The following is a 25,465-nucleotide window of genomic DNA, read 5'->3' as shown; positions in this document are numbered from 1 at the left end:
ATAGTAAAACTAAGTTATTAATATATATGTATTTTAAATCCAATCAACTAATTATTAAGTAAACCATCTCATTTTATTACTAAAAAAAAGCTGAGACATAGCTCAGCTTCCTTAAAATTAAGTCAGGCGATAATTACTTAGTTTCAGGTCGCGCCAGCTCACCCATCTCTTTAAGCTTTTTAGAGATCTCGCGACGCTCTTTGGATAACTCAGCATTCTTGATGATGTAATCATCGATACGATCATCATAGTCGCTACGCATGTTTGCAATGATGCCATGGATATCATCAATGGACATGCCTGGTTTGATATACTCACTCAGGTTATCTAACAGCAGAACACGCTTTTGGTTATCACGAATTTTCTTTTCGTTATCCGTGATTTCGCGACGAATTTTATTTTTACGACGAAACATACGCACAAATTCCAGTACATTCTGGAAAGTTGGTTTGTTGGCGTTGTCCATGTTTAAAATCCCCTATTCAATAATCAAAATGTATTGTCTATTAACACAATACCTTCTTCTAGGGTCACCTTACAAGACACATTCGCTATTTTATTGATTTGAATTTAATGATTTGCATTGCCAATGCATCTTTAGACTTCAATTGCGAGCGTGCTCGTAAGCCATTTACATACAGACAAACTTCCTCCATTAAATTCCGCCTGTTTTATTAATCAATGTTAGTAATAACGTTCTTCACTGAAACAAAACACTTGAACATTGTAGCCTATAAGATACCATGAGGACATATGCGTATAATTCGGCATTATTTAACCACGGATGGTAAAGATCCATGCTCAGATTTCATCGATAAAATCAAAGACCCAATTGCTAGAATTAAAGTGGTCATGCGTATTAACCAACTCGCTAAGGGAAATTTAGGGAAACACAAATACTGTCGAGATGGAGTATGGGAGTTAAAAATTGAGCAAGGACCTGGATATCGAGTCTATTACAGCTTAGTTAGAGACGAGATTATTTTACTGCTTTTAATGGGTACGAAAAAAACACAGCAAGCAGATATTGGTATCGCAATTCAGTATCTAACCGACTATTTAAGGTAGGAACTAATATGGCTAAATCCCGATTACATGACGATGCAGTGGTTGAAATGCTACGCAAAGACCCAACTCTCATCCCAATTTACCTACAGCAATCCTTTGTACAGATTGATGAAGATGGCGGGCAAGCCGCATTTTTATTAGCTTTACGCCATATTATTGAAGCTCGAGGAGGGATGGCAGATATAGCCGAACAGTCCGGCTTATCCCGAGAAACTCTCTATCGAACATTATCCCCGACAGGAAACCCTACATTAAAAACACTACGCAGCATCATTAATGCAACTGGCATACCATTTTCTTCACTAGCAACGCTATCCCCCACATAAGTTTAGATTTTCTGCCAGATGGTTTACCATAGCATCAAACTTTTATGCGTTTGCATTACTCACCTAAATCGACGATGGACCTCATTTTGAAAAATAAGCATAATCAGCCGACCTTCTTTATCCATGACTATGAAACATTTGGTAAGCATCCGGCTCTGGATCGCCCTGCTCAGTTTGCGGGTGTGCGGACAGACTTAGATTTCAACATCATCGATGAACCTGAAGTATTTTACTGCAAACCTACGGATGATTATCTTCCTCAACCAGAAGCGGTAATGATAACTGGCATTACCCCGCAAATCGCGATGGCCAACGGCGTGAATGAAGCGGAATTTGCGAAGCGCATTCATAACGCATTCAGCGTACCTAACACCTGCATTATGGGTTACAACAACATTCGCTTTGATGATGAAGTGACGCGAAATATTTTCTATCGTAACTTTTATGATCCATATGCCTATAGCTGGCAGCAAGGTAATTCTCGCTGGGATTTACTGGATGCATTACGCGCTTGTTTTGCATTACGACCTGAAGGGATAAACTGGCCAGAAAATGATGACGGGCTACCTAGCTTGCGCCTTGAACATTTAACCAAAGCTAACGGCGTTGCCCATGAAAATGCCCATGATGCGATGTCTGACGTTTTAGCGACCATCAATATGGCTAAATTGCTAAAACAAGCTCAACCCCGCATGTTTGATTATTTCTATCAACTGCGAAATAAAAACAAAGTTAACCAGCTGATCGACATCGTGGATATGACCCCGTTAGTTCATGTATCAGGGATGTTTGGCGCGGTACGCTCTTATATTAGCTTAGTTGCCCCTCTTGCGTGGCACCCGGAGAATAAAAACGCGGTGATTATGTGTGACCTGTCTGCCGATATGTCGCCGCTTCTCACGTTAAATGCGGATGAACTTCGTGAGCGCTTATACACACCGAAAGCCGAATTAGGTGACGAGCTCCCCGTCCCAGTTAAATTGGTACATATTAACAAATGCCCAATCCTTGCCCCTGAAAAGACCTTGCGAACGGTGGATGCTGAACGTACAGGCATTGACCGTGACCTGTGTATGCGTAATTTAGAATTGTTGCGTAAGAACCCTGATGTGCGTAATAAACTGATTGAGTTGTTTAGCGTCGCCCAACAATTTGAAGAGTCAAATGACGTGGATAGCCAAATCTATAATGGTTTTTTCAGCCCGTCCGATCGCTCTACGATGGACATTATTCGCGAAACGCCACCCCAAAATTTACCCGCATTAGATCTTAGCTTTGAAGATAAGCGTATGAAGGAGCTATTTTTCCGTTATAAGGCACGTAATTTCCCTGCAACACTCTCTTATGAAGAGCAACAGCGTTGGTTACAGCATCGCCGCGATTATTTTACTGAAAGTCGTTTAACGGATTATCTACAGCAAATTCAATTGCTCATGGAAGTTCATCATGAAGATGAAAAACGCTGCCAACAATTAAAAGCCTTAGTGAACTATGCCGCCGAATTAGCAAGTTAATAGTTAGCGATAGAAATGAGAATGGGCAGAAAACCTGCCCATTTTTATTATCTTTTATTGTTCTAGTGACCTAGTGGTCACAACCACAATCCCCTTCCCAATGTTTCCGCTTAGTGGTCTTTCCAAGACCTGGGTTCATAGTGTTTGTTGGGTCTGACTCTTTATAGAACGATTTCAATTGTTCCGGTGCTTTATACAAATGCCCAACATTGTGCTCTGCTGGGTACTGAGCGCCCCGCGCATCTAGCAACTCCAACATTTTCTGTTTTAACTCTTTCGGATCCACGCCTTTTTTCAGGACATAATCTTGATGCATAACGTGGCACATAAAATGTCCGCAATATAATTTATGCACAATCAGATTTTCAATTTCTGGTGGCAGTTTTTCAAACCAATCACGGTCATTGCGTCTTAATGCTATGTCTAGCGGCAGGACATCTTCCACATCATTATTATGGACGGCATGATAACGAACAGCAGATCCCGCAGCGGCAAAGCGATGTAAGAATGCTTTTGCACCTTCTTCCGGTGTACATTCAAAATAGCCACCATCGGCTGTGGCGAAGAAGGATTTCAACCAGACTTTGGCTTCATCAATACCGTCTCCCGCCATTTTGAGCATTAAATGATGCTCGTACTGGTCACGGAACTGTTTCATGCGTGGTGGTAAATGAGAAGGCCACAGCTTGCTTAGCAGCTGCATGGTACGGTCAATTAAGTTTGATGGCAGCAGTGGTACTTTATTCAATACCGCATCCATACGTCCTTTAATGGTAAAGAAGGTTGGCATTTTGTCGGTACCAAATTTATCTATCATTAAGAACGTATCTTTGCCATAAATTTCTGCAATATCAAAGCAGCCACGGTGCATATACTCACCCGCGACAGGTAAGTTTTCAAACTCACTCAAGATATGGCGACGAATGTCTTCAAGGACATCTGGATTGTTCGAACCAATATAGAAAACTTGGGTGGCTTTGTCCGCAGGGAAAGTGTCTAAACGAACAGCGAAAACAGCTAATTTACCCGCACAGCCAGAGGCCTCAAACAAACGACGCTCATCCGCATTAAAGCGCGATGGTGTGTCTGCGTCGACATCACGCACACGTTCTGCGTAATCATGGTCAGATGCCAACTTTTCGCTATTTTCAATATCTTCGCTGCTATAACGGCGGTTTTGTAGGTTAGTTAAGATCTCTTCTGGGGTTTTCCCCAATTCGATACCTAAATGGTTTACCAGCTCAACTTTGCCATCTTCATTGACGCGTCCATATAAAGCTAACTCAGTATAGGCAGGGCCACGACGGACAAGGGAGCCACCAGAGCTGTTACAGATCCCTCCCACAACGGAGGCACCAATACATGAAGAGCCAATTAAAGAATGAGGTTCACGCCCCAGTGGTTTGAGGATTTTCTCGAGGTCATAGAGCGTACTACCCGGCATCGCGACCACTTGGTTAAATTCGGGTAGGACTTGAATTTGGTTTAGGCGTAACGTGCTGATAATGATGATATCGCGATCATAATCATAACCGCTGGGGGTTGAGCCTTCAGTGAGCCCTGTATTGGCCGCTTGCATAATCACAATCTTATCGGCTTCAACACAGGCTTTAAATACATACCACTGTTCAAGTAACGTGGTTGGGAATACAACGGCAATGGCATCACCCACTCCTGAGCGGAAGCCTTTGCGATAACGTTCTGTTTTATGGGGTTCGGTAAGGATATTTTTTTTGCCAACAATGTTCCTGAGTGTGAGTAATAATCGTTGGTTCTCAGGATTTTTTACATCATTCATCTCATGCCTTCCTGTCAGGGTCTTGTCATTAAACCCATCCACAATATCACATAAGATTAATATGTTAAGAAATTATTAATACCCTTTAGAAACAAAAACAGCACCCAAAGGCGCTGTTTTTATTAGTCTTCAATTTTAGTTCGCAGTTTAACTATTTCGATGCCAACCTATATTTGAAGCTATATTTTATTTGAAGTTATATTTAGGCAGCAATGCCGACATATATTCAAAATAATTCGTGTTGTAGCTAGGCGGCAAGCAAGCTAGACCCTAGGAGCATACATAAGTATGTGACTAGGGCTAGTGCGTGCAGCCAACAACGCTACGACGCGAAGAATGAAGAATATATCTATACGTCGCTCATCTGCGGCATCGGCCTACGGAACATACGTGTCAGCACCGCCATATACACCAGACCAACCGCCGTCCAAATCAAACCATAAACCATTGAATCTTCTTCGATATTCAACCACAGCACACAGACTGTTAGCGTACCGATGATCGGTAATATCAAATAGTTCATGATGTTCTTGAAGCCTTTAATACGACGTTCACGGATAAAGAATTGGCTGATGACTGAAATATTGACGAATGTAAATGCAATCAGCGCACCAAAGTTAATTAATGCGGTTGCAAAATCCATCTCAAACCAGATAGCGCCGAGGGCTAAGAAGCCAACTAATAAGACGTTATAAGCTGGTGTACGCCATGTTGGGCTAACGTAGCCGAACACTTTTTCTGGGAATACGCCATCACGACCCATTACATACATTAAACGCGCACTACCCGCATGAGCCGCCATACCCGATGCTAATACCGTGACACAGGAGAACACAAGGATAATGGCTTGGAAGAATGACCCGGCCACAAATCGCATAATGTCAGGCTGTGTTTCGTTAATATTCGCAAAGCGTGAAACGTCTGGGAAAAATTGCTGTAAGAAGAACGAAACGGTAATAAAGATCACACCACCAATCAGTGCAGTTAAGAAAATTGCACGAGGAATGACTTTACCTGCGTTTGGTGTCTCTTCTGACAGTGAACTTAACCCATCAAAACCTAAGAATGAGAAACAGAGTATGGTTGCCCCAGCTATCAGCGGGATCATTTCCGTTTTTTCATTCGCAAATGGATTGAATGTCCAGATCTCCCCTGTCCCTTCACCATTTGAAACCCCGTGGATCACTAAACCTGTAAATACCGCCATTACCCCCATTTGGATAATCGCAATTACAGTACTTAAGTTTGCAATCACGTTGATGCCTCGTAAGTTAGCAGCCGTCATTAAAATGACCAAGCCAATAACAAAATACGCAGGTTCAACGTTCGGGAAAATATCTTGTAAATAAATTTTCGCCAATAAAATATTGATCATTGGCATAAAAATGTAGGACAGCAAAGATGTCCAACCCACAAGGAAACCAATATGTGGACTCATTGATTTCTGGGCATAAGTATAGGCTGAACCGGCTGATGGGAAGCGTTTAACCAGCTTACCGTAGCTCAGCGCAGTAAACAGTATCGCAGCAAGTGCAATAATGTATGAAGTCGGGACGTGACCACCCGTCTTATCTGATACCATTCCGAAAGTATCAAAGATAGTCATTGGCTGAATATACGCAATACCAATCATAACAACTTGTACAAGCGTTAATGTCTTCGCAAGTTGAACACGGTTATTGGCGCCAGTTTGGTTGTGGCCGATATCTAAAGGTACGGAATTATTTTGCATGATAAAGCCCTCCCATAACTTTCGATTGCGTACTTCGACTCAATCGACAGTTACTGGGAAGACTTTGCATCTGCCTATAAGCAGAGAAGAAAGAAGAGAAGTGGAAAAGCGTCTGTGCGAAGCCGGTGTTTGCTCCGTAGTCATCAATGCGGCAACGACGACCGCTTGGCCCTGCTGCCAGTGCGAAAAAGTAAGCCATAAAAGCATTCCTCAAAGCTGTAGCATGAAATATTAGCTACACGTAAATATTTATTTATCTATCCGGCCTGATATCCGGCCCCGTTAAAATGAAAGAACCCTAAAAAGCAAAAAAACCGATGCCGGTTTTTATCAGGCATCAGTCATTTTTTAGTCCGCGCATTTTGCACGTCATACCTGTAAATAGCAAGCCAATTTGTTAACAAAACGCCCCCTTTTCGATGAGAAATTCTGATAATTTTGGACTTTCCGTTCTGATAGCTAATATGACATGCTTTTAAGACGATAAATGATACTAAAGTTGATTGATTATCCTTAATAAAATGCTAAACCGGTCGGTCTAATTTCGCGGCACTTTTTTCCAATAACATATCTAAACTTGAGTGCAGTAATTTACTTTTTACGGCTTTGGTTTCTGACTGCAATGGACTACCGACTTTGTTATCCATCGTATAGACCGTTACTTTTCCCTCTTGATGGTTATAAATCAATAAACCATCCACGCCATAATCATATTGATCTTTAAAATTACCCAGTACCGATTGCATACTGTTTCTCGCCTCAACATCACCATTGACGGCTTTACGGAGTGCTTCGATGGATAACCCCACCGGAACTGAGTAGACATACAACACTTCCACATCAGAATCACCATCATCACTGCCATTACACATAAAGCAGGCATCCCTTTGAACTGAGGATAGCCTCTCCATTTTGCGTAATTCGATTAATAATTTTTGACCATCTTGATACGGTGATTGCGAGATATCGAGAAAAACTAATCGGTAAGGTCCCGGGTCACCTGCAAGAGCATGGGAAATACCGCCTATAAATAGTAAAAAACTCAGACAACTAGCTCTAAAATAACGGTTAAATTTGGGCATAGTCTATTCCTGCTCGGCTCCATATCGCGGTGAGGAAGATTGACTCAGTTAGCGGTAAATAACCATATCTTTATTTCCGAATTACTGATTTTCTTTTTGGATACCTATTTTCTTTTTAAATAATAGTACAAAAAAGCCCTTTGGCGATTAACCAAAGGGCTTAGATAAATAAAAATTAATAGTTTAATTAGAAGTTGTAGTTAATGCCGATATTATAACGACGACCTTCTAACTCGGCACCATACGTACCTTTATCTACACGGCGGTCTAATACGTTATAAACACCACCAACAATGTTGGCATTTTTACTGAGTTTATAGCTCGTACCCAGGTCAAACATTGCGTAGGATGGTGTCCCTTTACTCATTTGCTGACCACGACCTTGATAATCTGAAGTTTCACTACGGAAATTCATACGACCCCAAGTTTGTAAATCTTCTGTTGTATCCCAAGTCAAGGTGGTATTTACCATGTGCTTAGGCTGCTTACTCAACGGCTTACCTTTATTTACACCACTTTTTTGCTCTGTGTGCGTATAGGTATAGTTCGCTGCAAATTCGAGGTTATCAAGAATTCCCCAGTTGAAAGTCACTTCAACACCTTGCATTCTTGCTTTGTCAACGTTGGCTTTATCGCTAACAAAACGGTACGGTTTACCTGGGCTGTCACCTTCACCATCGGCTAACGTACAGTCTCTGATTGTGTCAATGCTATTGTCACAACGTCTGATTTCCGTAATTTTATCTTTGAAATCAGTATTATAAATAGTAACCCCAGCAGTTAGGTTATCTTGGTTGTTCCAGATAACACCAATTTCTTCAGTAATACTTTTTTCTGGTTTCAGGTCTGGGTTACCGTAAATAATTGCATTTCCTTTACCGCCACCTGTTGCTTGTCCCCAGTTTGCAGATGATTCACGTAAACTTGGTGCTTTATAGCCTGTAGATACACCACCTTTAATCGTCCACTGCTCATCTGCATGCCAAACACCGTATAAACGAGGAGTCCAATGAGCACCGTAGTTTTCATCATTATCCATTCGCAGACCACCTGTTAATGCAAAGTCATTTGTCATTAACCATTCATCTTCTGCAAATAATGCCCAGCTGTATCTGTCTAACTCGCTATTTCCCGGTAGCTTGTTACTTTGATCTTTTAGCTTTTCCTTACGGTACTGACCACCAATACTGACACTGTGGTCACCCAGTAAGAAAACACTTTGGTTACGGACGACTAAATCTTCTGCCGTCATTTTACGACCTGGATTTTTCGCTTCATCGTACTGAACATAAGTGTCCGTCGATGCAAGATCATAAGTACCTGTATGCGTTAAAGCTACATGGGTCATGTCATACTTACTAAATCCGCTACCATCACCATAAGCAGCGGTATAACCCTCACGATAGTCACGATGCTGGTTATCTTTTTTAAAGTCTAAATCAAAGGCGTTTTGCTCATTTGGTGTCAGTGATAATGTACCCCCACCACTGGTCATGATTTGGCGACCAAATCCATCGATAATTTTATCTTCACTTCGGTGTGAATATTGACCCTGTAACTTTATTCCTAATAAACCATCAACTAATGGCCCTGAGGTATAGAAGCTACCTTGCCCTGTATTACCTGAATTTTTGCGTTCTGTAATGGTAGTATCTGCACGTAAACTCGTTGTCCACTCTTGCTGAACACGACGAGTAATAATATTGATAACCCCGCCCATAGCATCAGAGCCGTAAAGAGAGGACATTGGACCGCGAACCACTTCGATACGCTCGATGGCAGGTAATGGTGGTAACCAGCCTTGTTCGATACCTGCCCCATCACTATTTGGTCGGATGCTACGTGTATCTACACGCTTCCCATCGATAAGGATCATGGTGTATTTTGCATCCATCCCTCGGATACTAATATCGGAGCTGCTACCACCACCGGTAACAAGAACACCTGGAACATCCTTCAGGGCATCCGTCACATCGCGATAAGCTTTAGTTTCCAGCTGTTCACGTGTCACAACGGAAATTGATGCTGGCGCATCTTCAATCTTTTGCTGATAGCCTGATGCAGTTGTTACAAAAATTTTATCGCTGCTGTCATCCGCAAAAGCAGGTACCGCAGTGATAGCCGCAATAATGCTAACTGCTATTTTTCTTTTAGTAAAAACAACCATTCCCAATTCTCCAAGAGATTTCTTTATCTTAACAATGAATTTTCTATGCTCAGCATGGGTCGTCTAACGCCCCAACGGTTTATTATTTTTTTGACATGATACTTTCTGAGGTTTACCACTTTTGAAGTTAAATCAATTAAGTAATTAACTCTCATTCGCAGGCGGTAACAATAATGTAAATGGTAATACTTATCAATACCATTATTGAATGATTCATGACTTTCCGTGATGAATTGTGTGACTTAAGTCAAAGGTTAAATCTTTTGAATCGAGATCTGCTGCGGATTACACATCCGCAGCAGATCAAATTAAAAACGAAGAAAGGTGAGCGCTTGCCAAAAAAAGACTAAATACAAGCGCGAAAAGACAGTAGAGACGGAAGGTTATTGATTAATATTCTGGTTAAATTGTGCGTAACCGCGTTTTGCCGCAGCGTGATACTCTTGGTTTAGTGGTGCTGTCATCTGCTGTGCTATTGCCGTCATTTCAGGGCCTGCAAGTTCAGGTGAACCGGTACGAAACGGTGGGCGCGGATCATACTCAATTGCCAATTCGACAAGGGAGGCAACCTCTTCTCCACGTAAGGCTTTGAGCACCAACAGTGAGGCATCAAATGAACCGGTTGCGGGTCCAGAGGTATAAATCGAACCATCGATGACAACATCACTGCCCCCTACGGCGATTGCCCCTACGTCTGGTAGCATCGGGACAACATTACTATTACTGGTTGCCCGCTTACCCCGCAATAACCCTGCCGTTCCTAGCATTAACGAGCCATAGCAAGTACCAATCACCGTTTTTGCGGTATGCCCAACCCGAGCAAAAAACTGAATCACTTCAGGATCTTCAATAACCTCTGGAGGCACCATACCCGTGACTAAAACATCTAAATCATCAGGGCACTCATCGAATGTCATTGTTGGCATCGTTGGCCACCCTGTGTAGCCCTCAAGCAACTCTTTACGCTTCCAGATAAAATAAATTTCAGCGCCCACAATAGTAAAAACGGATTGTGCCCCATTAATGTCCATTGGCATAAATCCTGGGCAGACAAAAATACCCACTTTAAGTAAAGACGATTGTTGCGCCCTCCCCTCTGCAATCAGCGCCTGAATTGACGGTGTCGTCAACCCAGCGTCTGTGCTAATGACATAATCATATTTATTCATTCTATTACCTTTGGTTATTTAATCATCATTATTATACTGATCGGTAAGATAATATATGATATACAATGAAGTAAACTATTTTTGTACTGAATGGTAATAAAATGGCACAAAAAGGTAGACCACGAAATTATGATAGCCATGAAGCGCTAAATAACATCATGGCGTTATTTTGGCGCAAGGGGTATTCCGCGACTTCACTTGAAGATTTGGTTGACGTCACTGCGATGAAAAAGCCAAGTCTCTACGCCGCTTTTGGAAACAAAGCGCGACTATATGAATTAGCAATGGCACGGTTTGGTGAAATTGCGCAGGCACATTACGCAGCGGCACTTGCTGCTCAATCGCCAAATGAGCCGTTGTTTGCACGACTTAGTCGTTGGCTACGTGCCACCGTCTCCTTGTATAACGGAGTGGATGGTAAGACAGGTTGTATGGTGCTCTCCACTGCCGTAGCAGAAACCGATGACCCACAGGTACAAGCCTTCCTAAAAGACGTTATCCTTGCACAGGAGACGATGCTTATTACTTGTATCGAAAAGGAAAAATCGGCCTTACGTGAACCTGAAAATGCGCGATTACTGGTAAAAACGCTTGTCGCATTGCTGCATTCAGTATCGCTACGAGCAAGAGCGGGTGAAACGGAAGAGGAATTGTCCACGCTAATTGATGCGGGAGAGATGGTGCTGCGTGCAATGCTAGTTATACCGGAAAACACCCAATCAACGTCATCCCCTTAGAAAACAAAAATGGGTAATGTCGTCAGCAAACTCACTGACTCACATTACCCATTAACATCTTAATTTTAAGAGAAAATTACTTCTCTAAATTCTCTTTATATGACGGGAAGCTCATCTCTTTATAACGGATAATCGAGGTTTTCTTCACGATTTTATATCCGAACCAGATAGCTAAGAATAAAGGAATACCGATATAGGTTGCAGTGACGCCCACCCAGTCAATTTTATCTTCTAAGAAAGCTTGGTAGTTTTGACCCAGTGTAATCACTAAGCACAAGATAAAGGCGAAAATTGGCCCGATTGGGAAGAATCCTGAGCGATATGGCAAGTCATTAAGATCTCTACCTTGCGCAATATAGCCTCTTCTGAAGCGATAATGGCTGATAGCAATCCCTAACCATGCGATAAATCCAGTCATACCCGATGTATTTAATAACCACAAATACACAGTTTGATTACCAAACATTGAGCTTAAAAAGCACAGACCCGCCACAACCGTAGTTGCCAGCAATGCATAACGTGGTACGCCACCTTTTGACAGGCGAGCAAAGATTTTCGGTGCTTTACCTTCACGAGCCAAGGTATACAGCATACGCGTTGAGGCATACATTCCTGAGTTACCCGCAGAGAGAACCGCTGTTAAGATAACGGCGTTCATCACCGCTGCTGCTGATAATAAACCTGCATTTTCAAATACTAGTGTAAATGGACTCACGCTAATATCTTTTACGTCATTACGCAGTAAACTTGGGTCAGTGTAAGGAATAATTAAGCTGATGATTAAAATCGCGAAGATATAGAACAGCAAAATACGCCAGAACACTTTACGCACCGCACGTGGGATATTTTTCGCTGGATCTTTTGACTCACCTGCCGCAATACCGATTAATTCAGTACCTTGGAATGAGAACCCTACGATCATCGCCACACCAATCATTGCAGAGAAACCACCTGCAAATGGTGCATCACCAATTTCCCAGTTATGCCAACCTGCGTTTTCTGCACCGTTCATAATGCCGAAAATCATCAGCACACCGACGACGATAAAAATAATCACCGTGGTCACTTTGATTAGCGAGAACCAATATTCGGCTTCACCGAAGCCTTTAACGGAAATATAGTTCAGTAAGAAAATGATTGCTAAGAAGATAGCACTCCAGATCCAACCTGGGGTATCTGGGAACCAGTAGGTCATCACTAATTGTGCAGCGACAAGGTCAACTGCGATAGTGACAGCCCAGTTGTACCAGTAGTTCCAACCTAGTGCGAAACCAAAGCCTTCATCGACATATTTTGCGCCATAAGTCGCAAAGGAGCCGGAGACTGGCATGTATGCCGCTAATTCACCTAAGCTGGTCATTAAGAAATACACCATTAAACCAATAATGGCGTATGAGAGGAGCGCTCCACCCGGTCCAGCTTGTGCTACTGTGGCACCGGATGCCACAAATAAACCGGTTCCGATGGAGCCGCCAATTGCGATCATCGCGAGGTGGCGAGCTTTTAGTTCTCGACGTAATCTTGGTCCGCCGCTCATCGATGTCGTTGTATGTTGTTCTGCCATCTGTTCCCTGTATTTTATTTTCAGTCAATAACGCGGGGGATTCTAACAAACTCAAACGGCAGAACTAAGCAACTCTTTGCTGTTATAAGATACCTTCATAATCCAGCGATAATTATTAGCAAAACACGTTATGGTGAATAAAACGTCAATGACAATAATCCAGCAGATTCGTTATCGCGTTAGAAAGATGCTTCTGACGGTGATAAATCAGGTATAGCGTACGCTCAAGTTGTAACTCTTCCACTTCAAGCTCCACCAGCGTGCCATTCTCTAACTGCTCGGCAATCACGCGTCGAGATAAACAGCTGATACCCATCCCAAAACGTACCGCATGTTTAATCGCTTCGGAATTACCTAACTCCATCAAAATATGGAAGCCTGGAAGGTGTGCGAATAGCAGTTGGTCTAGTACATCGCGCGTACCAGAACCCCTTTCACGCAAGATCCATGGCGCATCTTTTAACTCTTTTAAAGTCACTTTTTTCTGCGCTAATGGGTTACTTGGTGCAGAAAACACCACTAACTCATCTTTTAACCACGGTTTTGAAATGAGTTCTGGACTATGACAGACCCCTTCAATCAGCCCCACATCCGCCCGAAACTCCATCACACCTTTAATGACTTCCTCAGTATTCCCAATGAATAACTCCAGTGGAATTTCAGGATTATCATGACGATACCCAGCTAAAATTTCAGGCAACATATAGTTACCGATTGTGGTACTTGCCGCCAAACGAACTGCGCCCATCTCTTTTTTGAACAGTTGCTCAACTTCAAATGCTTGTTCTAATAACGCTAATGCCTTTGGGTAAAGTAGGCGCCCATGTTCGTTAGTAACAAGTCGTTTACCTACACGGTCAAAAAGTTGCACGCCTAGCTGCCCTTCCAAGTCAGTCAGTGAAGCGCTCACTGCGGACTGTGATAACGCTAATAATTGCGATGCCTGCGTCGTGGAGCCACTTTTCAATACTTCCGTGAAAACTTCAAGCTGCCTCAGTGTAATACGCATACAGAAAGCTCCAAGATGATTATGTAGTTGTAATAATATTGTTAATATTAATCATTTATTAGCAATATACCAGAAGAAACTCTTAATCTATTTTTTAGATAAATAATACAAAAACAATCAATTTAGATTATTGAATTTTTTGTTATATGCTTATTCCAACTTAATCTAAGTCGTCATAAAGAGTGTAGTCATGGATAAAACTGGAACCAAAGCAATCACACAAAATAATTCATTCCCTATTCTAAAACTTGTTCCGGGGATCATTTTAGCGGGAATTTTAACAGCCATTGCCATATACCTTGGGGAACAGTCATGGTTTATGGATATTGGGCTGGGCGCTCTCACTCTGGCTATTCTTCTTGGTATTTGTGTGGGAAATACCGTTTACCCTGCTATTAGTACAAGTAGCGATGCAGGGATCAAATTTGCTAAGCACTATTTTTTACGTGCCGGTATTATTCTGTATGGCTTTCGCCTTACTTTTCAGCAAATTACCGACGTGGGAGCCACAGGACTGATTATTGATGCCCTGACATTAACCTCCACTTTTTTCTTAGCTTACTGGCTTGGTAAAAAAGTATTCAAACTTGATGATGAAACCACCATGTTAATCGGTGCAGGTAGCAGTATTTGTGGTGCCGCCGCTGTAATGGCAACCGAGCCAGTGGTTAAAGCGTCTGCAAGTAAAGTCGCTGTTGCCGTTTCAACCGTGGTGATCTTCGGTACCATCGGTATTTTTGTCTACCCATGGTTATATCAGTTAAATGCACATTTCGGCTGGATCCCTGCAACTCAAGAAACGTTCGGGATTTATATCGGTTCAACTGTTCATGAAGTCGCCCAAGTGGTTGCCGCAGGTCATACTATTGGTCCAGATGCAGAAAATGCTTCTGTGATAGCAAAAATGTTGCGTGTCATGATGCTGGCACCGTTTTTAATTATCTTGTCTGCATTTATTAGTCGTAAAAATGCGGCCAGTACACAAGAAGGCGCTCAGAAAAGTAAAATTACGATCCCTTGGTTTGCCGTGATTTTTATTTTGGTCGCCGCGTTTAACTCATTCAACTTATTACCTGAACAACTGGTTAAACAAATTATTACGTTAGATACCATCTTATTAGCGATGGCGATGGTGGCATTAGGGTTGACAACGCATGTCAGTGCGATTCGACAAGCGGGGATCAAACCTTTACTGATGGCAGCTATCTTGTTCGCTTGGTTAATTTTTGGCGGTATTGTGATTAACGTTGTTATCCAGTCGGTGTTTTAACCCTCATGTTCTATTTGCTAAGTTTGTCTCCTTTTTTGAGCACCTCCGATTGCCGCTTTTCATAAGCGGCATTTTTTTATTGGTTTCATTTCTTTAATTATTAATGGCATACTCCTGAAAAAAGGAGTCAATCATGAAATATGTTGGAGCACATGTCAGCGCCTCTGGCGGCGTTGACCAAGCAGTGATTCGCGCCCATGAAATTGGAGCCACCGCATTTGCTTTATTTACCAAAAATCAGCGTCAATGGAAAGCCGCCCCCCTTAGCGACGAAGTCATTAAAAGCTTCAAACAAAACTGCGCTAAATACGGTTATGGGAAACACCAAATTTTACCCCACGACAGTTATCTCATTAATTTGGGACACCCTGAATTTGAAGCATTAGAGAAATCTCGCGTCGCTTTTATTGATGAAATGCAGCGTTGCATGCAATTGGGGATTGACCTGCTGAACTTCCATCCCGGCAGCCACCTTAAACAAATTGACGTTGATGATTGCCTAGCCCGCATTGCAGAATCGATCAATATCGCCTTAGAAGAAACTGAAGGCGTTATCGCTGTCATTGAAAATACCGCAGGACAAGGAACAAACCTTGGTTTTGATTTTACGCATTTAGCTAAAATCATCGAACGCGTGAAAGATCAAAGCCGTGTTGGGGTTTGTATAGATACTTGTCATGCCTTTGCAGCTGGTTATGACTTACGTACAGCAGAAGATTGCGAGAAAACATTCCAACAATTTTCTGACATTGTGGGCTTTGAATTCTTAAAAGGTATGCATCTTAATGATGCGAAAAGTGAATTTGCCAGTCGTGTTGACCGCCATCATAGCTTAGGTGAAGGCAATATTGGTTATGCGCCATTTAGCTATATTATGAAAGACCCGCGTTTTGATGGTATTCCGCTGATTTTAGAGACCATCAATCCCGATATTTGGCCACAAGAAATTGCATGGTTAAAATCGCAACAAAATAGCTAACGCTTTCAGTAAATAAGACTGCTAATAAACCAAACGCATAGCAAACAAAAAGGCGGCCTTCTATAAGCCGCCTTCCCAATGAAATAATCGTAAAATAGTTACAGCGATTTCATCTCAATTTTTGCCATCATATCGGCCAGTTTATTACGGTTTTTCAAACCAACATCCGGCTGAGAAACCGATAACGCAGAAATTGCAGTCGCCATACGGAGTGTATGTTCGCTAGTCTCACCATTTAATAAGCCGTAAGCTAACCCTGCAACCATTGAATCGCCAGCGCCTACCGTACTGACAACCTCACATTGAGGCGGTTTCGCTAACCAAGAGCCTGAAGCATTTACCCAAAGAGCGCCTTCTTCACCGAGGGAAATAACCACGTGAGAAATGCCTTTATCGCGCAATTCATGCGCCGCAGCAATAACATCTTTTAAATCCGGTAATTTGCGCCCTACCCATGTTTCTAGCTCTTGACGATTAGGTTTAACTAACCATGGTGATGCTTTCAGACCCGCTTTTAATGCTTCGCGGCTGCTATCAAAGATAATACAAGGGCATAACTGACGCAGGCGAGTCATCCAACGTGTGAACTCTTCAGGTTCAATCCCGTTAGGTAAACTTCCACTGACCACCACCATGTCAAAATGACCAAGCCAATTAAGGGATTCCGTGGAAAAACGGTTCCAATCTTCTTTACTGACATCAAAACCAGAGAAATTAAAGTCTGTCGACTCACCGTTATTTTCTGTGAGCTTAACATTAATGCGTGTACGACCTGGCACCATGCTAAAACGGTTTGCCATGCCATTTTCACTAAAGAAGTGTTGGAATTCTTCTTGGTTGTCCTTACCCATAAAGCCGCTAACAGTGATATCAATACCAAGGTCACGCAGGACTTTCCCCACATTGACCCCTTTACCTCCAGCATTGAGACTAGCGGTCTTAACTAAATTGACTTCACCGACTTCGATGGAAGGGCATAGCCCCACAAGGTCATAAGCAGGATTTAATGTAATTGTAGCAACCCGGCGAGTCATAACCACTTATCTCCCTTATCATTATTGTCTTCGTGCAGACAGTCTTATCACAAGATTTTCAGGGCATAGTTATAACATTAATAACTGTTGGTTTCAGTGATATTTGTATTTTTTCCTGATTGTAATTTGAAAGTAACGTGGCAAAATTCCTTTCTTTATAAAAATAAGAAGAAGGAAAAATAATGTCGGGTCCTCAATGCGTTGTTGTTGGTGTCGGTGTGCTGATTACGAACGACCAAGGGCAAATTCTACTGGGTAAACGTAGCAGCCAACATGCACCTTACTGGTCTATTTTCGGAGGCCACGTTGACCCTGGAGAATCTTTCGAAGCCTGCGCAATCCGTGAAATAAAAGAAGAGATTGGTATTGATATCGATACCCCAACTGTATTTGGTCTCAGCAATAATATCGAAACGTTCCGACAAGAAGGTAAACATACGGTTTCTATCTGTATGCATGTGGAATATAACGGGAAAGTTGCCCCGCAGATCATGGAAGCGGATAAATGCGAAAGCCTGTTGTGGATCTCCCCAACTGACCCATTACCTGAACCTCATTTTGAAGCTAGCCGTAATGCGATCGAATTATGGCTCAGTAAACGTTTCTATCAGCCGCATATCTAAACCCAATATGCACAAACATCTCACTGCTTGTGCATATAATAACCACTCTTAACTATTTTTTATTTTATTATCTTTTAGATGTTTACATTATTTCCGACCTAATGTATCGTTCAGCTAGTACAGTGAAACAATCATTCAGGAGTCATCATGGAAGTCGATGTAACAAAACCACCAAAGCGCCCCTCTATTTTAGGCGGCTCAATGATCATAGCCGGTACCGCAGTCGGTGCAGGTATGTTTTCTATTCCGATGGTGACTTCAGGTGTTTGGTTTTCCGGTTCAGTTGTCTTACTGATCTACACATTTATCTGTATGTTGTTATCAGGATTAATGATTTTAGAAGCCAATATGAATTACCCAGCAGGTGCTAGTTTTCATACCATGGTGAAGGATTTATTAGGTTCTGGCTGGAATACCATTAACACTCTCTCCATCACGTTTGTGTTGTATATTTTAACCTATGCCTATATTTCGGCGGGTAGCTCGATCATCACCGAGAACATTTCAAAATATGTTCAAGTTCCGCAAGCGCTTTCTGGCTTTGTTTTTGCGGTGGTTATCGCGTTTTTTGTTTGGTTATCTACCCGTGCAGTTGATAGGTTAAGTACGATTTTAATTGGCGGGATGGTGATCACATTTGTGATGTCCATCGGCGGCATGGTCACTACCGCCTCACCGTTGATTCTTTTCAACCAATATGAAAATAGTCAAAGTGAATATTTACCTTATGCATTAGCTGCGTTGCCTTATTTACTGACCTCTTTTGGTTATCACGGTAACGTACCGGGATTAGTGAAGTACTACAATAAAGACAGCCGTAGTGTCATGTTGAGCTTAGTGTACGGCGCAGGAATTACGGTCACTATCTACATCTTATGGCAGTATGCTATCCAAGGTAATATTCCACGTTCGTCCTTTATTGCGATCAGAGAAAATGGTAACAATATTGGCGCGTTACTGAATCAAATGAATATTTCCGCACAGAGTAGCTTTATTTCGCAATTTTTAACGCTGTTCTCTTATATGGCATTAGCAAGCTCGTTTTTAGGCGTATCCCTCGGCTTATTTGATTTTATCGCGGACTTCTTTAAATTTAACGATAGCCATCAAGGGCGTTTTAAATCAGTCATTATTACTTTCTTACCGCCAACGGTTTTAGGTTTAGCGTTCCCTGACGGCTTTATTTATGCCATCGGTTTTGCAGGACTCGCAGCAACTATTTGGGCGGTCATTGTCCCTGCCATGATGGCAAGAGCAAGCCGTAAGCGTTTTCCTAATAATAGCTATCGAACACCCGGTGGAAGCTTTGTGATTGGGTTCGTCATCTTATTTGGTTTGATTAACGCAGCCGCACATATTTTGTCTCTGCTAGGTTTATTACCTGTCTATTAAGTTATTCAAAGACAATCATTGGTTAAAAAGAGATCCCTAGCGTGAAAACTAGGGATTTTTTTGATGTTAACATCTTGCCTAATCCCTTATCTGCGAGTAATTTTGTCGAACTCTTTTTGACAATAACAAAGAAGGTTATTTATGGCCAAGGCCAACGAAATCAAACGTGGTTTTGCAATAAACTACAACGGGAAATTACTGCTGGTTAAAGACATTGATATCCAATCCCCAAGCGCTCGTGGCGCAAGTACACTGTATAAAATGCGCTTTACCGATATCAAAACTGGCCAAAAAGTTGAAGAGCGCTTCAAAGGTGATGATATTTTAGACACAATTTCACTCACTCGCCGTGCGGTAAGCTTCTCTTATATTGATGGTGATGAGTATGTGTTCATGGACAATGAAGACTATACCCCATATATCTTTAAAAAATCTGATATTGAAGAAGAGCTGTTATTTATTCCTGAAGAAGGTTTACCAGGAATGCAGGTTTTAACAATGGATGGGCAAGTTCTAGCTCTTGAATTACCACAAACTGTCGATATGGTGATTGCTGAAACAACACCAGGAATTAAAGGCGCTTCTGCGAGTGCTCGTACTAAACCTGCAACAATGCCGACAGGCTTAACCGTTCAAGTTCCTGAATATATAACTACCGGTGAAAAAATCCGTATTCATATCCCTGAACGCCGTTATATGGGCCGTTGTGATTAATTATTTCGCCCTATTTTCTCAATAAGAAAATAAGCTTACATTACCTATGGGCATTCCGCCCATAGGCGTTATTATAAATAAACATCACCAATTCATCCTAGAATAGTATTCCATTTAATATTCAAAAATTAATATAAATATGACAATTTAGTTATTAGTCATAAATAACCGTGTAAACCCCTATTTTATTTTCCTTGTTAATCCATTTAAATGTTTGAGTTCCTTTTTGATTTGGAAGCATAGTCCCTTTTTCACTCAATTTATTAAACTTTACTGAGGTCGTTTTAACGACGCCATCATCATTCCAGCATTTTGTATCAATGCTCTGCTCAATACTCGTGATAACACAAGGTGATGCGACAATTGCGCCAACAAAGTGGATTGTGCCTGATGAAACGGGTTTTGCTTCGCTGTGCGTAGACGCCTTAGCGTGCATACCGAATGTTAATACCATTAAAGAAAATACTGCTAATGTTATTTTTTTTACTGAGTGATCCACAAGAATTTCTCCGCTTAAAATTAAGTTATCGTCAATTACTAAAATTTATTTACATCTAATTGATGCATTACTTAATAAATTTCGGATATAAGCTTAATTTGTGGAGGGGAATAGTTATTTCACTTATGGCCGCTATTTTTTATTTTTAAATAACCCCAAAGGATAGGCACGACCTTTAACTCCTTTAATTTAACTTAGATACAATAAATTTCATTGAAACTGATTTCATTTATATAACAAATCACTCTGTGTTTTATTAAAATCAGTCATCTACTCCAACAATCAAATTTGATATTTATTAATCAGAACGGCTATAAACAACTCTCTATATAAATTCATTTTCTTAGTGAAAATTTAATCTATTTAATTCCTTTCACTTATTAAAAGCGTGAAACTTCATAGTACCTAATGGTGAACATAGCTGTTTAGCTCACTTAACTTGAAGACTAATGCATAAAAAATACACGATAATGTAGTAAGAATATCCGCAACATATAGCTATCGGATACAGCCAATTGCTTTTACATTTAGGTGACAAACAATATAAATTTAAACTTCTTTACAATTCAGATTGAAATTTAAAAAATCCCCACTGTTTTTATAAAGATATTAGATAATAAACGTGACTATGATCATATTTTCTTTGAGAACGGTCTCTGTAAGGGCGCAAAAAAACTGGATTATTCGCATTCTGAAGGCAAGTTAATGATGGATCTCTCGTTTTATATAATGTTTTGTAAATTATCCCCCTATTAACTCGCCATTTCAGCTTTGTTTATGTATATTCTTTATGTTTGGTTAAAGAACTCAATATTCATCAGCCAAATATATAAAATAAGTACGATTTTTAGCAGCTTCTGATTATCTTTTTATAATCAACAGGTGTTAGAGCACAAGACAGCTGCTAATTTAGAGCATAATTTGTTCAATACATAAACACTTTCTGCGAAAAATACACTCAGTCGTTATAATGCGTTTTTCACAGGGATCAGTTTAAGTGTGTTGTGTAATTTCCACACGGCAACAAATAAATGGCAAGGGATATTCTATTAATGTTAACTTCTGAAAAATTTAAGCGCTATGTCTGGCGCATTGTTCCGGCAGTCGCAATTGCCGTAACGCTTTCAGCATGTACGGCACCAAAAACATCGAAGAATGGTCAAACTACCGCAAGATCTTCAGATGTTCGCATGTTAAACGCAACATCGAATGACTCACTCGCAATGGCATCTCAAGATGAATTCGAAGATTTAGTCAGAAGTGTTGATACCAAATCCAAAATCATGGATCAATATGCAAGCTGGAAAGGCGTTAGCTACCGTCTAGGTGGAACCACTAAAAGTGGTATTGACTGTTCTAGCTTTGTACAACGTACTTTCCTCGAGCAATTTGGCGTGCAATTACCTCGTACTACCTCTGAACAAGAATCTTCAGGTAAAAGTGTAAAACGCAACAATTTAAGAGCGGGTGACTTAGTTCTGTTTAAAACAGGTCGCACGATGAAGCATGTAGGGATTTATATCGGGGACAATAAATTTGTTCACGCCTCTACAAGTAATGGCGTTATCGTTTCTGAAATGACTAACGATTATTGGAGCAAGCGTTATTACGCAAGCCGCCGTGTGGTTAATGGTTCCTAAAACCCAGAAACATTAATGCAGTAGTATATAGATACCTTGCCAATAAAAAAGCTTCCAGGCTCTAAACCGGAAGCTTTTTTATTGGGTCGAATATCATAAAGACGACCTTAATATTAAATAGTCTCAATGCCATTAGGCACAATAGAAACCAGAAGCCATTTCTGCGATAGCAACACCCGATGCTTTTAAACGGCACATTGCTGTTAGCTCATCACTCGCTCGGATAAATAAGCACATCTCTTTTTGCCATTCTAAAATGGCGTTATCGATCTGCATTTCCGATAACGATTCAGACAAATGCTTCATTGCAATACAATCTGTTGCACAGTCGTGGCTCAGCAATTTTAGCCCCACTAGCTTATCGCTATTAATATCATTCATAGGCACAACCTCAACATCCGTACCTATTTTTCCCGATAACCAGCGATAGCTTTGCGGCAGCCTGTGCACCACCGAAAGACCTAATTTTTCCACAAAAATTTCCTATTAAAATATGTCATCATTTTGCCAAGTAAATTGACTAGCTAAATCGCCATTTAATCTACATTTCACTCAATGAATATCGATTCTTTTAGATACTGAAACTCCCCCAAGAGACAACGTCTCTCTTCCTTGTACCTCTCTCTATATTAGAGAGCGAATAGAGCTACATAAGTCTTAAAGAAATCCTCGTTCAAACCGAACTTTTAACCCAATCAAAAAGTAACATGAATGTTAAAAGCAAGAACTTAAATATAACATTAAAAAAGTAGCATGTCGTTAAATTTTTGTGACACACATCATTGCATACGAATTTTTTTGACAAAAAAGTTAATTTTTAAACAAATTTTGAGAACAACCTTCAAAATAAACCATAATAAATCAATTTATTTTTTACATTATCACTGAAGCATATTAACAATCATCTATTTTTTAAGCTCATGCAACCTTATTTCGGATCATTAAAAAGTGAGCTCCACCTTTCATTGAAAACAGAAATTTAACAAATATTCGACTTAAGATAATTGATATGGATCATTTCTTGATAAATACTTTAATTACATTACGTAATTAGTCAGTTTTATCGATGTATTGTACAGGTTAATCTATGGGTATTATGAATAGTGTATTTGTGAGATAAATCAGAATGATATAAATAAAGGAATGGAACTAATCAGTTTGTCAGTTTCATCCTTGAAACTGATTCAATTAGAGATGCTATTTTGCGCGTTTCGCTAAAAGCACAAATAACATGGAGAGTGCCACACAGCCTACCATCGAACCTACCATCGGCCAGGCATTTTTAGCAGGGATCATTGATAACAACGTTCCCACCAATGCACCAATAGAAAAACGAATTGTGCCTGCAAGTGAAGAAACTGTTCCTGCAATATGAGGGTAATTATCGAGGATCACTGCCATCGAGTTTGAGGTGATCATGGCAATCCCACTCACATAAATCGCGACGCCAATCACCAATGTCCAGAAATCCATACCCAATGCTGTCGTCGTTAATAGCCATATTCCCATAACGAACTGAACAATAATCCCAAAATATAACATTCGCTCAGCGCCAAATTGCCTTACAAATTTGCCGTTAATCGTCGTCATAATGAATAAGAAAACAATATTAATGCCAAAGTAATAGCCAAAATGTTGAGGCGATACCCCATTAAGGTCGATATAGACAAATGACCCTGCATTTAAGAAAGAAAACATACCGGAAAACGAGAATGAGCTAGCCAAAATATAGAACAACACTTGGCGGGCTCTGAATAACGTCGCAAACTGGCGTAATGTGGTTCCGATATGGAATTTTTGTCGCCTTTCAACCGGTAGCGTTTCTCGGATAAATAAACTAACCAGCACCACAGCGATGACAGCCGCAATCGCAATGCTCCAGAAAATGGCATGCCATGAGAACCAGCGCATCATTTCGCCGCCCATAATAGGTGCCATCAACGGTGCAATGGTCATCACTAACACGACGAAAGACATACTTCTGGAAAATTCATCTTTAGTAAACATGTCACGCATCAAGGCGTTGATCACGACGCTGGCTGCGGCTGCCGCAAATCCATGAAGGAAACGCAGCCAGATAAATGTATCGATAGATTCTGCAACAGCACAAGCCGCAGAGGCTAGTGCAAAGACAATCACCCCACCTAAAATGACGGGTTTGCGTCCTAAACTATCCGCCATCGGACCATAAAAAAGCTGACCAATTGCAAAACCAAAAATGTAGCTGTTCAGGGTCATCTGAATGCGCCCTTCATCTACATTAAAGTAACCTGTCATTGCAGGGAAACTCGGTAAATACATATCAATCGCTAATGGCATTAGCATTGATAGCAAACCTAAAATTAAAATCAGCCCCAAATAGGATGAACGCTGTTGTTGCACTTATTAACTCCTGCTATGACATCATTAACGGGGAACCGTAATACTCTCAATCTCTGCTTCCGTCAGTGGACGGTATTCACCCGGCTCTAACTGCTCATCTAAACGAATTTCCCCGACTCGCTCACGATGCAAACCACATACATGATTTCCGACTGCCGCAAACATTCGTTTAACTTGATGATAGCGCCCTTCACTGATTGTCAGTCGGACATCACGTGGAGAGATAATTTCCAGCTGCGCAGGTTTCGTGAGTGATTTTTCACCATTTAACATGACGCCTTGTTCAAACTGTACCGCGACATCATCCGCGATATCTTCACTCAGTTGAACTCGGTACGTTTTCTCACAATGATGTTTTGGCGAGGTGATGCGATGAGACCACTGACCATCATCCGTTAATAACACTAACCCAGTCGTATCAATATCTAAGCGACCTGCTGCATGCAGTTTTTGGGCGACGGGCTCATCAATAAAATAGAGAATTGTCGGGTGCGTGGGGTCATCGGTTGAGCAAACATAGCCTTCAGGCTTATTGAGCATAAAATAGCGAGGCCCCGTAACTTGCACTAACACATTGCCATCATAGGCAACTTCATTATCAAGACCCACCTGCATCGAACCTGATTTTACTACTTCATCGTCAACCATGACATTACCGGCACGCAGCTCACGCGCCACCAAACTCCGGCTTATCCCAAGTTGCTGGGACAAAAATTTATCCAGTCGCATAGATTCTCTTAACTTGATGGAATGTCAGCGAGAGGTA

Annotated in this window: 22 protein-coding genes and 1 pseudogene; 10 read left to right on the top strand and 13 right to left on the bottom strand. The window is 41.2% G+C overall.

The window, feature by feature from the left end:
* Nucleotides 1–133: 133 nt before the first annotated feature.
* Nucleotides 134–466: a PTS system regulator TmaR gene (gene tmaR, locus GKR74_RS10835; RefSeq protein ID WP_036953053.1), complete on the bottom strand. Its 333-nt coding sequence runs from the start codon at nt 464–466 to the stop codon at nt 134–136.
* A gap of 287 nt (nt 467–753) precedes the next feature.
* On the opposite strand from tmaR, the gene GKR74_RS10830 reads away from it, so the two are divergent.
* From GKR74_RS10830 to sbcB, 3 genes are all read left to right on the top strand, one after another.
* Complete coding sequence (locus GKR74_RS10830; protein WP_154603570.1) at nt 754–1,068, top strand: type II toxin-antitoxin system RelE/ParE family toxin; 315 nt, start codon at nt 754–756, stop codon at nt 1,066–1,068.
* A gap of 8 nt (nt 1,069–1,076) precedes the next feature.
* Nucleotides 1,077–1,394, top strand: a complete 318-nt coding sequence (locus GKR74_RS10825) for an addiction module antidote protein (RefSeq protein ID WP_154603569.1) — start codon at nt 1,077–1,079, stop codon at nt 1,392–1,394.
* 74 nt (nt 1,395–1,468) lie between these two features.
* A complete protein-coding gene (sbcB, locus tag GKR74_RS10820) occupies nt 1,469–2,908 on the top strand; it encodes an exodeoxyribonuclease I (protein ID WP_154603568.1) in 1,440 nt (479 codons plus the stop codon).
* A gap of 70 nt (nt 2,909–2,978) precedes the next feature.
* Here the strand turns inward: sbcB and dld are convergent, their stop codons facing one another.
* The 5 genes from dld to GKR74_RS10790 form a co-directional block, all read right to left on the bottom strand.
* Nucleotides 2,979–4,706 (bottom strand): D-lactate dehydrogenase, encoded by a 1,728-nt coding sequence (dld, locus tag GKR74_RS10815; RefSeq protein WP_154603567.1) that lies wholly within the window; start codon nt 4,704–4,706, stop codon nt 2,979–2,981.
* Nucleotides 4,707–5,055: 349 nt separating this feature from the next.
* A complete protein-coding gene (locus GKR74_RS10810) occupies nt 5,056–6,438 on the bottom strand; it encodes an APC family permease (protein ID WP_132495302.1) in 1,383 nt (460 codons plus the stop codon).
* 524 nt (nt 6,439–6,962) lie between these two features.
* Entirely contained in the window at nt 6,963–7,520 is a 558-nt protein-coding gene (locus GKR74_RS10800) for a hypothetical protein (RefSeq protein ID WP_132495304.1), read from the bottom strand.
* A 187-nt stretch (nt 7,521–7,707) separates the two neighbouring features.
* Nucleotides 7,708–9,687 carry a ligand-gated channel protein gene (locus tag GKR74_RS10795; RefSeq protein WP_154603566.1) on the bottom strand — a complete coding sequence of 660 codons (1,980 nt, stop codon included), beginning with the start codon at nt 9,685–9,687 and terminating at the stop codon, nt 7,708–7,710.
* A gap of 383 nt (nt 9,688–10,070) precedes the next feature.
* A complete protein-coding gene (locus GKR74_RS10790; RefSeq protein WP_154603565.1) occupies nt 10,071–10,856 on the bottom strand; it encodes a DJ-1/PfpI family protein in 786 nt (261 codons plus the stop codon).
* A 101-nt stretch (nt 10,857–10,957) separates the two neighbouring features.
* On the opposite strand from GKR74_RS10790, the gene GKR74_RS10785 reads away from it, so the two are divergent.
* Complete coding sequence (locus tag GKR74_RS10785) at nt 10,958–11,593, top strand: TetR/AcrR family transcriptional regulator (protein WP_154603564.1); 636 nt, start codon at nt 10,958–10,960, stop codon at nt 11,591–11,593.
* 76 nt (nt 11,594–11,669) lie between these two features.
* Here the strand turns inward: GKR74_RS10785 and GKR74_RS10780 are convergent, their stop codons facing one another.
* Nucleotides 11,670–13,157 carry an amino acid permease gene (locus GKR74_RS10780; protein ID WP_154603563.1) on the bottom strand — a complete coding sequence of 496 codons (1,488 nt, stop codon included), beginning with the start codon at nt 13,155–13,157 and terminating at the stop codon, nt 11,670–11,672.
* Nucleotides 13,158–13,272: 115 nt separating this feature from the next.
* Nucleotides 13,273–14,166 (bottom strand): annotated as a pseudogene (yieE, locus tag GKR74_RS10775) (DNA-binding transcriptional regulator YeiE).
* A 190-nt stretch (nt 14,167–14,356) separates the two neighbouring features.
* Between yieE and GKR74_RS10770 the strand changes: the two are divergent.
* Together GKR74_RS10770 and nfo are read left to right on the top strand one after the other, a co-directional pair.
* Nucleotides 14,357–15,436: a YeiH family protein gene (locus GKR74_RS10770; RefSeq protein ID WP_036953023.1), complete on the top strand. Its 1,080-nt coding sequence runs from the start codon at nt 14,357–14,359 to the stop codon at nt 15,434–15,436.
* 133 nt (nt 15,437–15,569) lie between these two features.
* Nucleotides 15,570–16,415 (top strand): deoxyribonuclease IV, encoded by an 846-nt coding sequence (gene nfo / locus GKR74_RS10765; protein WP_154603561.1) that lies wholly within the window; start codon nt 15,570–15,572, stop codon nt 16,413–16,415.
* 98 nt (nt 16,416–16,513) lie between these two features.
* Here nfo and fruK read toward each other — a convergent pair whose 3' ends face one another.
* The gene (gene fruK, locus GKR74_RS10760; RefSeq protein WP_036953017.1) at nt 16,514–17,449 is read right to left on the bottom strand and encodes a 1-phosphofructokinase; all 936 of its coding nucleotides are present in this window, start codon (nt 17,447–17,449) and stop codon (nt 16,514–16,516) included.
* Between the two features lie 182 nt (nt 17,450–17,631).
* Here fruK and GKR74_RS10755 point away from each other — a divergent pair, with 182 nt between their 5' ends.
* The 3 genes from GKR74_RS10755 to yeiP all read left to right on the top strand — a co-directional run bounded on the left by GKR74_RS10755 (nt 17,632) and on the right by yeiP (nt 20,178).
* The gene (locus tag GKR74_RS10755) at nt 17,632–18,072 is read left to right on the top strand and encodes a nucleotide triphosphate diphosphatase NUDT15 (RefSeq protein WP_154603560.1); all 441 of its coding nucleotides are present in this window, start codon (nt 17,632–17,634) and stop codon (nt 18,070–18,072) included.
* Nucleotides 18,073–18,219: 147 nt separating this feature from the next.
* The gene (gene mtr, locus GKR74_RS10750) at nt 18,220–19,464 is read left to right on the top strand and encodes a tryptophan permease (RefSeq protein ID WP_154603559.1); all 1,245 of its coding nucleotides are present in this window, start codon (nt 18,220–18,222) and stop codon (nt 19,462–19,464) included.
* 141 nt (nt 19,465–19,605) lie between these two features.
* Complete coding sequence (gene yeiP, locus GKR74_RS10745; protein ID WP_154603558.1) at nt 19,606–20,178, top strand: elongation factor P-like protein YeiP; 573 nt, start codon at nt 19,606–19,608, stop codon at nt 20,176–20,178.
* A 154-nt stretch (nt 20,179–20,332) separates the two neighbouring features.
* Here the strand turns inward: yeiP and GKR74_RS10740 are convergent, their stop codons facing one another.
* On the bottom strand, nt 20,333–20,677 hold the full coding sequence (locus GKR74_RS10740) for a hypothetical protein (protein WP_336431323.1): 345 nt from the start codon (nt 20,675–20,677) through the stop codon (nt 20,333–20,335).
* A gap of 1,052 nt (nt 20,678–21,729) precedes the next feature.
* Between GKR74_RS10740 and mepS the strand changes: the two genes are divergently transcribed.
* Complete coding sequence (gene mepS, locus GKR74_RS10735) at nt 21,730–22,317, top strand: bifunctional murein DD-endopeptidase/murein LD-carboxypeptidase (RefSeq protein WP_154603557.1); 588 nt, start codon at nt 21,730–21,732, stop codon at nt 22,315–22,317.
* A gap of 132 nt (nt 22,318–22,449) precedes the next feature.
* On the opposite strand, the gene GKR74_RS10730 is transcribed toward mepS, so the two are convergent.
* The 3 genes from GKR74_RS10730 to rsuA form a co-directional block, all read right to left on the bottom strand.
* Nucleotides 22,450–22,791, bottom strand: a complete 342-nt coding sequence (locus GKR74_RS10730; RefSeq protein ID WP_181477266.1) for a hypothetical protein — start codon at nt 22,789–22,791, stop codon at nt 22,450–22,452.
* Nucleotides 22,792–23,514: 723 nt separating this feature from the next.
* The gene (locus GKR74_RS10725; RefSeq protein ID WP_036953002.1) at nt 23,515–24,699 is read right to left on the bottom strand and encodes a Bcr/CflA family multidrug efflux MFS transporter; all 1,185 of its coding nucleotides are present in this window, start codon (nt 24,697–24,699) and stop codon (nt 23,515–23,517) included.
* Nucleotides 24,700–24,723: 24 nt separating this feature from the next.
* Nucleotides 24,724–25,428: a 16S rRNA pseudouridine(516) synthase RsuA gene (gene rsuA / locus GKR74_RS10720; RefSeq protein ID WP_154603556.1), complete on the bottom strand. Its 705-nt coding sequence runs from the start codon at nt 25,426–25,428 to the stop codon at nt 24,724–24,726.
* Nucleotides 25,429–25,465: the final 37 nt, after the last annotated feature.

The organism is Providencia sp. wls1914, from assembly GCF_009706645.1.
Lineage (GTDB): Bacteria > Pseudomonadota > Gammaproteobacteria > Enterobacterales > Enterobacteriaceae > Providencia > Providencia zhijiangensis.
Note: the sequence above shows the minus strand (reverse complement) of the source record. Positions and strands in the feature narration are given on the sequence as shown.